We start from the raw sequence: 14,383 nt of genomic DNA on the forward strand, positions 1-14,383 counted from the left end.
GCGCAAAGATAGTTTGATATGGTTTCTGAACAAAGAAAAGTGATGAAAGAGAATAGATAAAAGAAATTAGAAGCTTAACTATGTTTTTCTAATAATCTAATTGATCTGGAAATCTAAATTACCATCTTCTTAGGCACACGTTTATTCATAATCTTAAACCAAAGTGGAGGTACCATTGCTAAAACCATAGATGTTGGGTAACCGAAAGGCATCTGTGGGCTTTCATCGTGGCAATCTAAAATCTGATATTTCTTAGAGGACTTGTAATGATGATCACTGTGTCGAGTTAGTTCATAAAGCACTATACGTCCGAGAATATGGTTAGAATTCCAAGAATGCATTTCTTTAACACGTTCGTAACGACCAGATTTATTTTTTAAACGCAGTAAACCATAATGTTCAATATAATTTACTGTTTCCAGCAAAATAAACCCAACAATACCTGCAAAAAAAGCAAATTGTAGAACTGTTACTCCAAAAACAATCCCGATTAGCAGAAGATAACTTATTTGAAAAATTGCAAACCAAAACATATCGTTTTTAATAGAAAAAAACGATTGGTTGTTCTTTTTCAATAATTTTTTTTGAATATTCCAAGCATTAATATACTGACGAATTGTTGAGGTGAGCCAAAACGAATACACGGATTGATTATACCTCGCAGTGGCAGGATCTTCTGGTGTAGCAGCATGCAAATGGTGACCATAGTTATGCTCAATATAAAAATGCATATAAAACGACGGTAGTAACAAAGCCTTACCAATAAAGCGCTCGTTAGTCGTTTGACGATGACCAAGTTCGTGAGCTACATTAATACCATTAACACCTAAAACTATGCCTACGGAAAAGACAACTCCAATAAACTCATAGGTCTCTAAATTAATTGATGACACCAGGAAAAAAGCATAGATTAAAACCCCATAAACTAAAGGTAAGTTTAAATAAAGCATCCAATCAAACAGTTTTCGTTTAAGTTTATTATCGACTTCTTTAGATTTTAGGTTTTTAGTATCAACAGGTAATAAAAGCTCTAAGATTGGAAGTAAAATAAAAGTAAATATTGGAGTTGCCCAAAACAAATAACCTTTTAAAATTAAACTTAGAATTGCCACAAAAGGAATTGAAAATGCGGCTAAATATTTAAGGTCTTTCATTAAATTGAATAATTTATTCCCTTAAAAAAGGGAATCTATTGTTTTTTATTCCCGCGAAAACGAGAATCTGTTATAGATCAGTGCGATTTAACACTCAATTCGTCTAAATTAACAGAATCTTACCAAATTTAAGGAATTACAAATTAAAATAAAATTGTAGTTTAGTGAGTTCTAGAAGAAGCTATGAGTAATTTTGAAACCATACAAGGCAAACTACAGCAGTTTATTAAGAAGTTTTATACTAATGAATTGCTTAAGGGCAGTATTTTATTTTTCGCTATTGGCTTACTGTATTTTTTAGTAACGCTTTTTGTAGAATATATGCTGTGGCTAAGCCCAACAGCCAGAACAATATTGTTTTGGGTATTTATTACCGTAGAGTTAGGTTTGTTTATTAAGTTTATAGCGTTTCCTCTCGCAAAACTCTTCAACCTTAGAAAAGGTATTGATTTTGAAACAGCCTCTCAACTTATCGGAGATCACTTTCCAGAAGTTAATGACAAGTTGCTAAATGTTCTTCAACTTAATCAAAATAGTTATCAGTCTGATTTATTAATAGCGAGTATAGAGCAAAAATCCGAAGAATTACAACCTGTTCCATTTCAGATGGCCATAAATTTTAAATCGAGTTTAAAGTATTTAAAGTATGCGGCAATACCTATTGCTATTATTCTACTGTCTTTTATAACAGGAAAAATGGATTGGTTTAATGACAGTTATGAGCGTGTTATTAATCACCAAACAGCCTATGAACCTCCAGCACCATTTCAGTTTTTTGTGGTTAATGAATCGCTAGAAGCTATTGAAAACAAAGATTTTAAACTCAACATTAAAACCGTAGGTGACGTTACGCCAGATAATGCGCAGATAATGTATAATGGCCAAACGTATTTTTTACAACAGAATTCTCCTGGTGAGTTTCAATATGTATTTCCTCAGCCTAAAGAAGATATATCGTTTCAATTATCAGCAAACGATATAACGTCTAAAGCCTATGATTTAAATGTAATGAATGTACCCACATTGGTTAATTTTGACATGGTTTTAGATTATCCGGTGCACACTAAAAAACAAGACGAAACTTTAAAGAGTTCAGGGAATGCCACAATTCCTGAAGGCACAAAAGTGACATGGAATGTTAATACCAAATCTACTACGGCAGTTAACATTTATGGAGCAGACACATTGCAATTTGCTAATGATAAATCAGGTGTATTTGAAGCGACAAAACGCTTATATAAAAATTATAATTACAGTATTGCCACGAGTAATATTAACCTTAAAGATTACGAGAATTTAGCATTTTCAATTAATGTCGTCAAAGACGCTTATCCAGAGTTAGATTTAAAGGTAGAAAAAGATTCTATTGATGAGCAAAGCCTTTATTTTTATGGACAGGTTAATGACGATTATGGTTTAAGCAAACTTAATTTAGTGTATTATCCTGTTGGCGAAGAAGATAAAAAGATAGAAGAATCAATAAACATATCAAATTCTAATTTTTCCGAGTTTGTAAGTGCATTTCCAGATCAATTAAACCTTAAAGATGGAGTGGCATATGAATTGTATTTTGAGGTTTTTGATAACGATGCACTTCATAGTTATAAGAGTGTAAAAAGTAGTGTGTTTAGTTACCGAAAACTAACTAAAGATGAAGAAGAGGAAAAGCAGTTAGAGCAACAAGGAGAAACTATTGAGGATATCAACAAAACATTTGAAAAACTACAAGAACAAGACAAGAAGCTTGAAGAGTTTTCAAAAACCCAAAAGGAAAAAGAAGAATTAAACTTTAATGACAAAAAGAAGTTTGAAAACTTTTTAAAACGCCAAAAAGAGCAAGAGGAGCTCATGAAGAACTTCAACAAAAAGTTGCAAGATAACCTTGAAGAATTTCAAAAAGATAAAGAGGAAGAAGATCAATTTAAAGAAGATTTAAAAGAACGTCTTAAAGAGAATGAAGAACAACTTAAAAAAGACGAAAAACTGCTTGAAGAATTAGAAAAATTAAAAGATAAAATTAATAAGGAAGAGTTTACTCAAAAGCTCGAAGAATTAGCAAAACAGAATAAAAACAAAAAACGCAGTATGCAACAGTTACTAGAACTGACCAAGCGTTTTTATGTGGCTAAAAAACAAGAAAAAATACAGAATCAATTAGAAGATTTAGCTAAAAAACAAGACGAGCTTTCTAAAAAAGAAGATAAAGACAATACAAAAGAAGCGCAAGAAAAACTTAACAAGGAGTTTGATGAGCTTTTAAAAGATTTAGACGAGTTAAAAAGCGAGAACCGTAAGTTGAGAAAGCCTATGGAAATCCCTAGAGATAAACTCACTGAAAAAAGCATTAAAGAAGATCAAAAAGAAGCCAAGGAAAGTTTAGCGAAGAAGGAAGAAAACGAGAAACAAGGAGAGGAGCAAAACGAACAACAAAAACAAGAAGCGCAAGAGCAACAGAAAAACGCTAAGCAAAAACAAAAGCGTGCTGCAAAACAAATACAACAGATGAGTGATCAGTTAAAACAAGCTGCACAATCTGGCGGTGGAGGTGGCGGTGATCAAATGCAAGAAGATGCAGAAATGCTTCGTCAAATTTTAGACAATTTGGTACTTTTTTCTTTTGATGAAGAAAGCTTAATGAAACAGTTTAATGCAATTGATGTTAACCACAATCAATATGGTAAATTTATAATAAAGCAGAATACGCTTAGAGAGCATTTTGAGCATGTTGACGATAGTTTGTTTGCATTGTCTCTTCGCAACCCTAAACTTTCAGAAAGCGTAAATAAACAAATTACTAACGTCTATTTTTATATTGATAAAGCTTTAGATCAATTGTCTGAAAACAGAATTTATCAAGGAACATCATCACAACAATATACAATTACAGCATCTAACGAATTAGCAGATTTTTTGAGTAACACGTTAGATAATATGGAAGAGCAAATGAATGCTACACCAAAACCAGGTCAAGGAGATGGCGATTCATTACCAGATATTATTATGTCTCAAGAAGAGCTAAATAAACAGATGGAAGAAGGTGTTAAAAAGAGCGAAGAAGGTAAAGACGGAGAGCAAGGAGAGAAAGACGGAGAAAAACCTGGTGAGCAAGGTCAACAAGGCAAAGAAGGTAAACAAGGAGAACAAGGTCAACAAGGAAATGAAGGCCAACAGGGACAAGAAGGAAATAGCCAAGGTAACGGTAATCAAGGAGAGAATAATGGAGAAGGTAAAGAGGGAGAAAACGGTAAGAATGGTAATAGAGAAGGTAAAGAAGGAGAAGACGGAAAAAAGGATGGTTATGGTGAAGGCGGCAATGAAGAATTAAATGGCGAGTTATATAAAATCTACAAACAACAACAACAGTTGAGACAGGCGTTACAAGATAAGATAGGCAAAGATGGAGCAGAAGGACAGGTCGGAGACCTTATTCAAAAAATGGAAGAAGTAGAGCTTGATCTAATCAATAAAGGATTTACCAACCAGACCTTAGAGAAAATGATGGATTTACAGCATCAACTACTTAAGTTAGATAAAGCTACTTTTATTCAAGGTCAGGATAATAAGCGAGAATCTAAAACCAATAAAAAGAATTACAATTCTCAATCGAATAGTCAAATCCCAACGGCAAAACAGTATTTCAATACTACTGAAATATTAAATCGCCAGGCCTTACCTTTGCGCGAACGCTTTAAGAAAAAAGTGCAAGATTATTTTAAGACCAAAGATGATTAGTTTTAATTACGAAACCGATTTTAAATTAGAAAATACAGCAATAATTTCTCAATGGATATCTTCGGTAATTAATGAAGAAGAGCGTAAAGAAGGAGAGATCAATTATGTATTTTGTTCTGATGAATATTTACATAAAATCAATCTTGATTTTTTAAATCACGATACGCTTACAGATATTATTAGTTTTGATTATTCTGTAGGAAAAGAATTACATGGAGACATTTATATTTCTATAGATCGCGTAAAGGATAATGCAATAGATTTTAAAACATCTTTTAAAGATGAGTTAGCAAGAGTTATCATTCATGGCATATTACACTATTGTGGTTATAAAGATAAATCTGAGACTGAAGAGAAGTTAATGCGTTCTAAAGAAGATTACTACTTAGCTAAACGTTCGTGATATCCACGATTTCGGCGTATATTTGCAAACTTTTATAATTGAATATTAAGAATGTTTCACGTGGAACAATTAAGAGATTAGATTATGTTTAATGATGTTTATGATGTTATCGTTGTAGGAGGTGGCCACGCAGGTAGTGAAGCTGCTGCTGCTGCTGCCAATATGGGAAGCAAGACATTATTGATTACAATGAACCTTCAAAATATTGCGCAGATGTCATGCAATCCTGCTATGGGAGGCATTGCTAAAGGACAAATTGTTAGAGAGATTGATGCGCTTGGAGGCTATAGTGGTATCGTTAGTGATACATCGGCTATTCAATTTAAGATGCTTAATAAATCTAAAGGACCAGCGATGTGGAGTCCCAGAGTGCAAAGTGATCGTATGCGTTTTGCTGAAGATTGGAGGTTGCTTTTAGAACAAACAAAAAACCTGGATTTCTATCAAGAAATGGTTTCTGGACTTATCGTTGAAAATCATAAAGTTGTTGGTGTTAAAACATCTTTGGGCATTGAGGTAAAATCTAAAACAGTTGTACTTACTAATGGCACCTTTTTAAATGGACTTATTCATATTGGCGACAAAAATTTTGGTGGAGGTAGAGCTGGCGAACGAGCGGCCACAGGAATAACAGAACAGTTAGAAAACTTAGGTTTTGAATCTGGCAGAATGAAAACGGGTACGCCTCCAAGAGTTGACGGGCGCTCGTTAGATTACTCTAAAATGTCAGAACAACCAGGTGACGAACACCCAGAAAAGTTTTCATATTTAGATAGTACAAAACCATTGACAAAACAGCGTTCTTGTTACATGACATATACGAGTGAAAAAGTTCATGATTTGCTTAGAGAAGGCTTTGAACGTTCGCCAATGTTTAATGGTAGAATTAAAAGTGTTGGACCAAGATATTGCCCTTCTATAGAAGATAAGATTAATCGATTTGCAGATAAAGATAGACACCAAATGTTTATTGAGCCCGAAGGTTGGAATACGGTTGAGGTTTATGTCAACGGTTTTTCAACATCATTACCAGAAGATATTCAGTTTAAAGCTTTGCGCTCTGTTGTCGGTTTTGAAAATGTAAAATTCTTTAGACCTGGTTATGCTATTGAATATGATTATTTTCCACCGACACAATTAAAACATACGTTAGAAACAAAGTTGGTAGATGGCTTGTATTTTGCAGGTCAAATTAACGGAACAACAGGTTATGAAGAAGCAGCATCTCAGGGTTTAATGGCTGGTGTTAATGCAAGTTTAAAAGTACAAGAGAAAGATCCATTTACATTACAAAGAAATGAAGCTTACATAGGTGTTTTAATAGACGACTTAATAACAAAAGGGACAGAAGAGCCATACAGAATGTTTACGTCTCGTGCTGAATATAGAACGCTATTACGTCAAGACAATGCAGATTTTAGATTAACACCAAAAGGCTATGAATTAGGATTAGCTTCTAAAAAACGTTTAGAGCGTATGGAAGAAAAACAATCTAAGTCTGATGCTTTTGTGCAGTTTTTTAAAGATACAAGTGTTAAGCCTGAGGAAATAAATCCAGTATTAGAGTCTAAAAAGTCAGCTTCAGTGAAACAACAAGATAAGATGTTTAAGTTGTTTGCAAGACCTAACATAACTATTAACGACATGCGCCAAGTTCAGTCTGTTGAAGATTATGTGATAACTAATAATCTAGACACTGAAATATTAGAACAAACAGAGATTCAGGTTAAATATTCTGGTTATATAGAAAAGGAAAAAAATAATGCAGACAAGTTATCTCGCTTAGAGAATTTAAAAATACCGGCTGATTTTGATTATTCTGTATTAAAATCGATGAGTTATGAAGCCCGAGAAAAACTGAATGCTATTCAGCCAGTAACGGTGTCTCAGGCGTCAAGAATCAGTGGTGTTACACCAGCAGATGTTTCTGTTCTTTTAGTGTATTTAGGGAGATAAATAATTGTTCCACGTGAAACATTCTATTCTTGCTAAAGCCAAATCTTTTTAAAACACTTTGTTAAAGTGATATGAATAAAAAAGGAATATACTTAAAGGTTAAAGACCATTCTGTTTCTAAAGAAACATTTGATTTGGTTTATAATACGCATGAAGATATTCTAGAAACGCAACCTCAACCACATCCAGATAAATTATCTGAATATTATAAAAACGAAGATTACATTTCTCATACAGATGCAAAGCGAAACCTTTTAGAAAACCTATATCACTTCGTTAGAAGTATTGCATTAAAACGAAAATTAAAACTTATAAATTCATTTAAAACAGAAGGCAAAAATCTTTTAGATATTGGTTGTGGTACAGGTGATTTTTTACAAACAACAAAAACCGATAATTGGAACGTAACGGGAATTGAGCCTAACGCTGAAGCTCGAAAAATTGCAAACACTAAAACAGAAAACTCAGTGTTTGATAGTTCTAAACTTTTAGAATTAGAATCCAATAATTTTGATGTCATTACACTTTGGCACGTATTAGAACATTTACCAAATTTAGAAGAGCATCTTAAAGCGTTTAATCGTCTTTTAAAAGCTGATGGATATTTAGTAATTGCGGTGCCTAATTATAAAAGTTTTGATGCTAAATATTATAAATCGTTTTGGGCAGCTTATGATGTGCCAAGACACCTTTGGCATTTTTCTCAAACAGGAATAAAACGATTAATTGAAAATTTTGGGTTTAGATTTCAAAAAACATTACCAATGGTTTTTGATTCGTATTATGTGAGCCTACTTTCTGAAAAATACAAAAGAGGTTATATGAATCCTTTTATGAGTTTTTGGATTGGATTACAATCTAATTTTAAGGCAAGACGTTCTGGAGAATATTCTTCATTAATTTATATCTTCAAAAAGAGCTAAAACTTAAAATAAAGCGTTTTAAGACACTTTTGCATGGTGGTCTACGCAATTATATTTCAAGAGTTTTTGAAGAAAATTAAAGCGCATTAGATCAATCTGTTTTTAATTGATAATTTATATTAAAAACCAAATTTTAATAAATTAATTCTATGCCACATAAATTTCCATTTTAGCGCATTAACTTTTATACATTTGCAAAAATTTAATTTTAAAAAACGAAACATGAAAAATATAATTATAGCTTTAGTTCTTTTAATCACTTTAGCATCTTGTCAGCAGCAGCAAAAAATTGGATTTATAGATAATAGCGAAGTAGTTAATAAATATCAAATGAAGATTGAACTTGAAGATAAATTTAAAATTCAAGATGAAGCATTTAAAAAACGAATGGATAGTGTTAGTAGAGACTTTCAAATTGAAGTACAAGCGTTTCAATTAGCCGCTCAAAAGATGTCGCAATCTAAGGCTCAAGAAAAATCTCAAGAGCTTGGACAAAAACAACAAATACTTCAACAGCAATACCAATTAGAGCAGCAACAAATGCAACAAGCATTTAATACAGAAATTGATTCTGTTTTAATTAAAGTAAAAGATTTTGTTTCTGAATACGGGAAAACCAATGGATATACATTTATACTTGGAAAAAATGAAGCAGGTAGTGTAATGTATGGTGAGGCTACAAATGATATTACAGAGATTATTATTGAGGCTATAAATGCAAGTCATAAAGAGCAGAAATAATTCAATATAAACAATTGAAAATCAGTTTTTTAATTGACTTTTCTTATGAAGCAACCGTGTTAATTTTATTGATAAATCGGTTAAAATAATTTTAGAATTTCCATTACGTTCTATATGATACATGGCATCTTGTAATTCTTTAGAAATATCTAAAATATTACTATCATGGACAAAAGGCGCAAATTTTTCTAATTTAAAATTTTCAGTTTTAGGCTCTATATAAACCAATTCATTTGCATTATAATTTAAAAGCATAGCCTGTCTAAAATAATTGAGGCAAAATTGTAAAAACTGTTTCTGAGTTTCGCGACCAGTTTTAGCAATTTCTTCAGACCAAGATATTAAGTCTCTAATAGCAGTTTTATTGCCTTTGGCTTTAAAAGCAGAACGCACCCAAAGTACAAACCATTTTTCAAATTGAATATCTTCACTATCTTGATAAATTAAATCACATGCCTTATTGTAATTACCATTAGATTGATGGGCAATTTTAGTAGCTACGGAAACATCTAATTCATAATTTTTTACAAGTGCATCAGAAATTACGGCTTCAGCTAAAGGAGGAAAATGTAAAACTTGGCACCTCGAACGTATGGTATTTATAATTTGTTCTTCGTCTTCGGCAATTAAAATAAATACGGTTTTTTCAGGCGGTTCTTCAATAAGTTTTAAAAGCTTATTAGCACAAGCTGTATTCATTTTTTCAGCCATCCAAATGAGCATTACCTTATAACCACCTTCGTAAGATTTTAATGCTAAAGATTTTACAATATCGTGAGCTTCGTCTACACCAATTTGTCCTTGTTTATTGTCTACACCTAATAGTTTATACCAATCAAACAAATTACCATAGGGCTGTTGGTCTATAAGTTGACGCCATTCTTCCATAAAATGATTTGAAATAGGATGGCGTTTTACTTTGTCATTTGAAGTGACAGGAAATGCAAAATGTAAATCAGGATGCGAAATGTTTTTAAACTTTAAATTACAAGCCTCATTACCATTGCTATTTTCTGAGTCGGTATTACCACATAAAATATACTGAGCATAGGCAATAGCCATAGGTAGTGTGCCAGAACCTTCTGGACCAACAAATAATTGCGCGTGTGGAATTCTTCCCGCATCAACACTTGTGGTTAAGTGATTTTTAATATGATTTTGCCCTAATATTTCAGAAAATAGCATAAAACAAAACTATGTAATTTTTTTGTGCTTTTTAACCTTAATATGTTTTCAGTATAAAACGGAACTCAGTTTTGCTTTAACACTAGTTTTATAGACTCTTTTAATTTTTATGATTAGCTTCCTTCAAATTTCCAAATGAAAAAATTCATGTATTTTTGTTCATTAAAATTCGGACTATGAAGACCCTTAATGATTTTAATTTTAAAGATAAAAAAGCATTAATTCGAGTAGATTTTAATGTGCCTTTAGATGACAATCTCAATGTTACAGATACAACCAGAATTGTATCTGCTAAACCTACAATTATAAAAATATTAGAAGATGGTGGTAGCTGTATATTGATGTCGCATTTAGGCAGACCCAAAGGTGTGCAACCCGAATTTTCTTTACAGCATATTGTCGATGATATTGAAGATGTTTTTGGAGTAGAAGTGAAATTTGCTAGTAATTGTATTGGCGAAGAAGCTGAGACGTTAGCGAATACACTGCAACCTGGTGAGATTTTATTGCTAGAGAATTTAAGATTTCATGAAGAAGAGAAAAAGGGAGATCTTAATTTTGCACAACAGTTATCTCGCTTAGGAGATGTATATGTTAATGATGCTTTTGGCACTGCACATAGAGCGCATGCATCAACAACAATAGTTGCACAATTTTTTCCTGAACAGAAATGTTTTGGTCATTTACTAGCTAAAGAAATTGAGAGCATACAGAAGGTTTTAGATTATGGCGAAAAACCTGTTTTAGCTGTTTTAGGAGGAGCAAAAGTATCCTCTAAAATAACCGTTATTGAAAATATATTAGATAAGGTTGATCATTTAATTATTGGAGGAGGCATGACATTTACATTTATTAAAGCTCAAGGAGGTAATATTGGAGATTCAATTTGCGAAGATGATAAAATGGAACTGGCTTTAGAGATACTAAAACAAGCAGAAGCGAAAGGTGTTAAAATTCATTTACCTCTAGATGTTATTGCTGCAGATGCGTTTAGTAATGATGCCAATACACAAATATGTGATGTAAATGCAATTCCAAATGGATGGCAAGGTTTAGATGCAGGTCCCAAATCTTTAGAGGTATTTAATGACGTTGTTAATACATGCAAAACCATTTTATGGAATGGACCTTTAGGTGTTTTTGAATTAGAAAGTTTTGCTAATGGTACAATAGCTCTAGGTGATTCTATTGCAGAATCTACTGAAAACGGCGCATTCTCTTTAGTTGGAGGAGGAGATTCTGTAGCTGCGGTGAAACAATTTGGTTTTAAGGATAAAGTGAGCTATGTTAGTACAGGCGGAGGAGCAATGTTAGAGAGTTTGGAAGGAAAAACTTTACCAGGTATCGCTGCGATAATGAATTAACATACAATTTCTATAACAAACCTCGTTGTATAGATATATAAATATTCTTGATGAAAATAGTACTGAGATATAGTATTTTTTTATGCGTCTTTTTAGGGTTTTCACAAACCCAAAACGATAGTATTCTTGTAAAAAAGAATATTGAGAAGTTAGAAAAAGAGACAGCATCTGACACCATTATTGATGGCAAATTGGTTGTTGATAAATCCATTCCTGCTATAATTGATAGCACAACAGTAAAGTCGTTACAAGATTATGAGGAAGCAGCTAAAATTGACGAAAAATGGTTAGAAGAACTATATAGCAATGCATTATTTGACACCATATATAAAACAGTTACAGAATTAGATTATAGCAATCCTGTCGATTATCCAGAATTAACTACAGACACGTTAAAAGTAAGATTAGAAAGACTCAATGCTAAAACACCATTTAATGTAGAATATAATTCATCGCTAGAAAATGTTATTAAAAGCTATTTAAAAAATAGACGCAATTCCTTTTCGCGATTAATGGGCTTAAGTCATTATTACTTTCCTATGTTTGAAAGTGGGTTAGACAAGTATGATATTCCTTTAGAGATTAAGTACCTGGCTATTGTGGAGTCGGCATTAAAGCCTAAAGCGAGATCTCGGGTTGGAGCAACCGGGTTATGGCAATTTATGTTTTCTACCGGCAAAATATATGGTTTAGATGTAAGTAGTTATGTGGATGAACGAAGAGATCCTATTAAATCGACTGAAGCTGCTGCAAAATATTTGGCTAAGCTTTATGAAATTTTTGGAGATTGGGATTTAGCTTTGGCGGCTTATAATTCTGGCCCAGGAAATGTGTCTAAAGCCATTAGACGTTCAGGAGGTTCTAAAAACTATTGGAATATAAGACACAATCTTCCTCGTGAAACCGCAGGTTATGTGCCTGCATTTTTAGCAACGATGTATATTTTTGAATATGCTGAAGAACACGGATTTAAACCAGAGCGACCTGCATTTCAATATGTAGAAACAGATACAATACATATAAAACAAATGATCACCTTAGATCAAGTTGCTGAGGTAACAGATATAAAAATAGAAGAGTTGCAGTACTTAAACCCTTCTTATAAACTTGATATTATTCCATATATAAAAGACGAAAATTATACGTTGCGTTTGCCTAGGTATGCTATTGGAAGTTTTGTGGCTAATGAAGAGAAAATCTATGCGTTTGCTAAAGAAGAGCTTAATAAACGTGAAAAACCATTACCACAGTTTATTGAAAACGAGACTAAAATTAGATACCGTGTTAAGAGTGGAGATTATCTAGGAAAAATTGCAAGACGTTATGGGGTTAGAGTAAGTAGTATTAAAAGCTGGAATGGCTTACGAAACAATAACCTTAAGATAGGGCAACGTTTAACTATTTATCCTAGAAACCCGGGAGGAGGTTCTAGTAAAGTTGTGTCAAAACCAAAAACAGTAGTAAACACATCCGGAAAACAAACGTATAAGGTTAAAAATGGAGATTCACTTTGGAGTATTGCACAAAAGTTTTCGGGAGTTTCGGTTCAGAATATAAAAGACTGGAATAATATTAGTAGCAATAAACTCAAAATTGGAACGACTCTTGTTGTGTCTAAATAAATCGATAAAAAAACAGTGTAAAAGATGAAGAATATATTTTCTATAGCGTGCTTAATAGTACTATTGAGTTGTGGAGGTAAAAGCGACAATGTGCGTTATTTAGCGAATTCAACAGGTAATATAAATAACGTATCAATTGTAGCCGATAATTTACTTTGGGAAGGTCGTGTTGGCGAAGCTATTAGAGAAGTTTTAACGGCACCATTACCTGGTTTGCCAACTGATGAACCCATTTTTTCATTGCGCCAAATCCCTACTCAAGTTTTTGATGGGTTTGCCACAAGTAGTCGAAGTATTTTAAAAATAGAAAAGATTGATGATTCTGGAGTTTCAATTACAAGAGATGTTTATGCCAGACCACAAACCGTAGTTGTAATTAAAGGAAAAACAGATCAAGAAATTATAGATCAGTTAAACAAAAATTCAGCGAAGATTATTGATGCATTCAATAAAGAAGAGCGTAGAGAAAAATTACGTAGAATTAATAAATCATTGCTTAAAGATGAAGCTATGGAAACTGCCTTGGGTATTACTGTAGACATTCCTTCTATATATAAAATAGCAAAAGCAGAGGATAACTTTTATTGGCTTCGCAAAAACTTAGGAGGTTATAAAACCATGGATTTAATGTTTTATTATTATCCTTTAGATGCTATTAAAAAAGGAGATAGTACTATTGTTGATATCATTAATATGCGAGATACTATTATTAAAGAGCGTATACCTGGAGAAGATGATATAATAATGACAACCCGTACAGATTATGCACCAGCGTTATTTGATATAATTTTAGACAATAAACCTGCATATGAAACAAAAGGAATGTGGGAAATTAAAGGAGCCTATATGGGAGGTCCTTTTGTTAATTACGCTATTGAAGATAAAATTAATAACCGCTATTTAGTGGCAGAAGGATATGTTTATGCGCCTTCGCAAGACAAACGTGAAAACATTTTTGAGCTTGAAGCGATTATAAAATCCATAAAAATTAATTAATAAAAAAGCCAACTCAATTGAGTTGGCTTTTTTTATGTTCACGAGTAATACAATTACTCTTTATCTTTTAAATCTTTTACAGGTTCATCTTCTTTGGCTTTCTTAAATTCTCGTATTCCACCACCTAACCCTTTCATGAGTTCAGGGATTTTTCTACCACCAAAAAGAAGAAGAATAACAACACCGATTATAATCCATTCTGTTCCACCTGGCATACCTAAAAGTATAGTACTAGTAATCATAACAATTCAATTTAGACTGCAAAGTTAGTAATTAAAGTTTAATAACAGTGATATTGTAGTAAATT

General features: G+C 32.6%; 11 protein-coding genes. 8 read left to right on the top strand and 3 right to left on the bottom strand.

Annotated features, from left to right (window positions below; all coding sequences use genetic code 11):
- Positions 1-113: 113 nt before the first annotated feature.
- On the bottom strand, positions 114-1,154 hold the full coding sequence (locus tag K8Z87_RS02535; protein ID WP_227475901.1) for an alkane 1-monooxygenase: 1,041 nt from the start codon (positions 1,152-1,154) through the stop codon (positions 114-116).
- 183 nt (positions 1,155-1,337) lie between these two features.
- On the opposite strand from K8Z87_RS02535, the gene K8Z87_RS02540 reads away from it, so the two are divergent.
- The 5 genes from K8Z87_RS02540 to K8Z87_RS02560 all read left to right on the top strand — a co-directional run bounded on the left by K8Z87_RS02540 (position 1,338) and on the right by K8Z87_RS02560 (position 8,909).
- Entirely contained in the window at positions 1,338-4,886 is a 3,549-nt protein-coding gene (locus K8Z87_RS02540; protein WP_227475902.1) for a DUF4175 family protein, read from the top strand.
- Entirely contained in the window at positions 4,879-5,289 is a 411-nt protein-coding gene (gene ybeY, locus K8Z87_RS02545; protein WP_227475903.1) for an rRNA maturation RNase YbeY, read from the top strand. The genes K8Z87_RS02540 and ybeY overlap by 8 nt, the downstream gene beginning before the upstream one ends.
- A gap of 84 nt (positions 5,290-5,373) precedes the next feature.
- Entirely contained in the window at positions 5,374-7,245 is a 1,872-nt protein-coding gene (gene mnmG, locus K8Z87_RS02550) for a tRNA uridine-5-carboxymethylaminomethyl(34) synthesis enzyme MnmG (RefSeq protein ID WP_227475904.1), read from the top strand.
- Positions 7,246-7,316: 71 nt separating this feature from the next.
- Positions 7,317-8,168 carry a class I SAM-dependent methyltransferase gene (locus K8Z87_RS02555; RefSeq protein WP_227475905.1) on the top strand — a complete coding sequence of 284 codons (852 nt, stop codon included), beginning with the start codon at positions 7,317-7,319 and terminating at the stop codon, positions 8,166-8,168.
- Between the two features lie 222 nt (positions 8,169-8,390).
- Positions 8,391-8,909 carry an OmpH/Skp family outer membrane protein gene (locus K8Z87_RS02560; protein ID WP_227475906.1) on the top strand — a complete coding sequence of 173 codons (519 nt, stop codon included), beginning with the start codon at positions 8,391-8,393 and terminating at the stop codon, positions 8,907-8,909.
- A 21-nt stretch (positions 8,910-8,930) separates the two neighbouring features.
- On the opposite strand, the gene K8Z87_RS02565 is transcribed toward K8Z87_RS02560, so the two are convergent.
- The gene (locus K8Z87_RS02565; RefSeq protein WP_227475907.1) at positions 8,931-10,094 is read right to left on the bottom strand and encodes a DNA polymerase III subunit; all 1,164 of its coding nucleotides are present in this window, start codon (positions 10,092-10,094) and stop codon (positions 8,931-8,933) included.
- Between the two features lie 176 nt (positions 10,095-10,270).
- On the opposite strand from K8Z87_RS02565, the gene K8Z87_RS02570 reads away from it, so the two are divergent.
- Genes K8Z87_RS02570 through K8Z87_RS02580 form a run of 3 tightly spaced genes read left to right on the top strand, consistent with a single transcriptional unit; the run spans position 10,271 to position 14,076 of the window.
- A complete protein-coding gene (locus tag K8Z87_RS02570) occupies positions 10,271-11,458 on the top strand; it encodes a phosphoglycerate kinase (RefSeq protein ID WP_227475908.1) in 1,188 nt (395 codons plus the stop codon).
- Between the two features lie 50 nt (positions 11,459-11,508).
- A complete protein-coding gene (locus K8Z87_RS02575) occupies positions 11,509-13,080 on the top strand; it encodes a lytic transglycosylase domain-containing protein (RefSeq protein WP_227475909.1) in 1,572 nt (523 codons plus the stop codon).
- Between the two features lie 24 nt (positions 13,081-13,104).
- On the top strand, positions 13,105-14,076 hold the full coding sequence (locus K8Z87_RS02580; RefSeq protein ID WP_227475910.1) for a DUF4837 family protein: 972 nt from the start codon (positions 13,105-13,107) through the stop codon (positions 14,074-14,076).
- 53 nt (positions 14,077-14,129) lie between these two features.
- Here the strand turns inward: K8Z87_RS02580 and K8Z87_RS02585 are convergent, their stop codons facing one another.
- Positions 14,130-14,318: a twin-arginine translocase TatA/TatE family subunit gene (locus tag K8Z87_RS02585; protein WP_227475911.1), complete on the bottom strand. Its 189-nt coding sequence runs from the start codon at positions 14,316-14,318 to the stop codon at positions 14,130-14,132.
- Between the last annotated feature and the right edge of the window lie 65 nt (positions 14,319-14,383).

It is taken from the genome of Winogradskyella immobilis, assembly GCF_021887715.1.
GTDB lineage: Bacteria > Bacteroidota > Bacteroidia > Flavobacteriales > Flavobacteriaceae > Winogradskyella > Winogradskyella immobilis.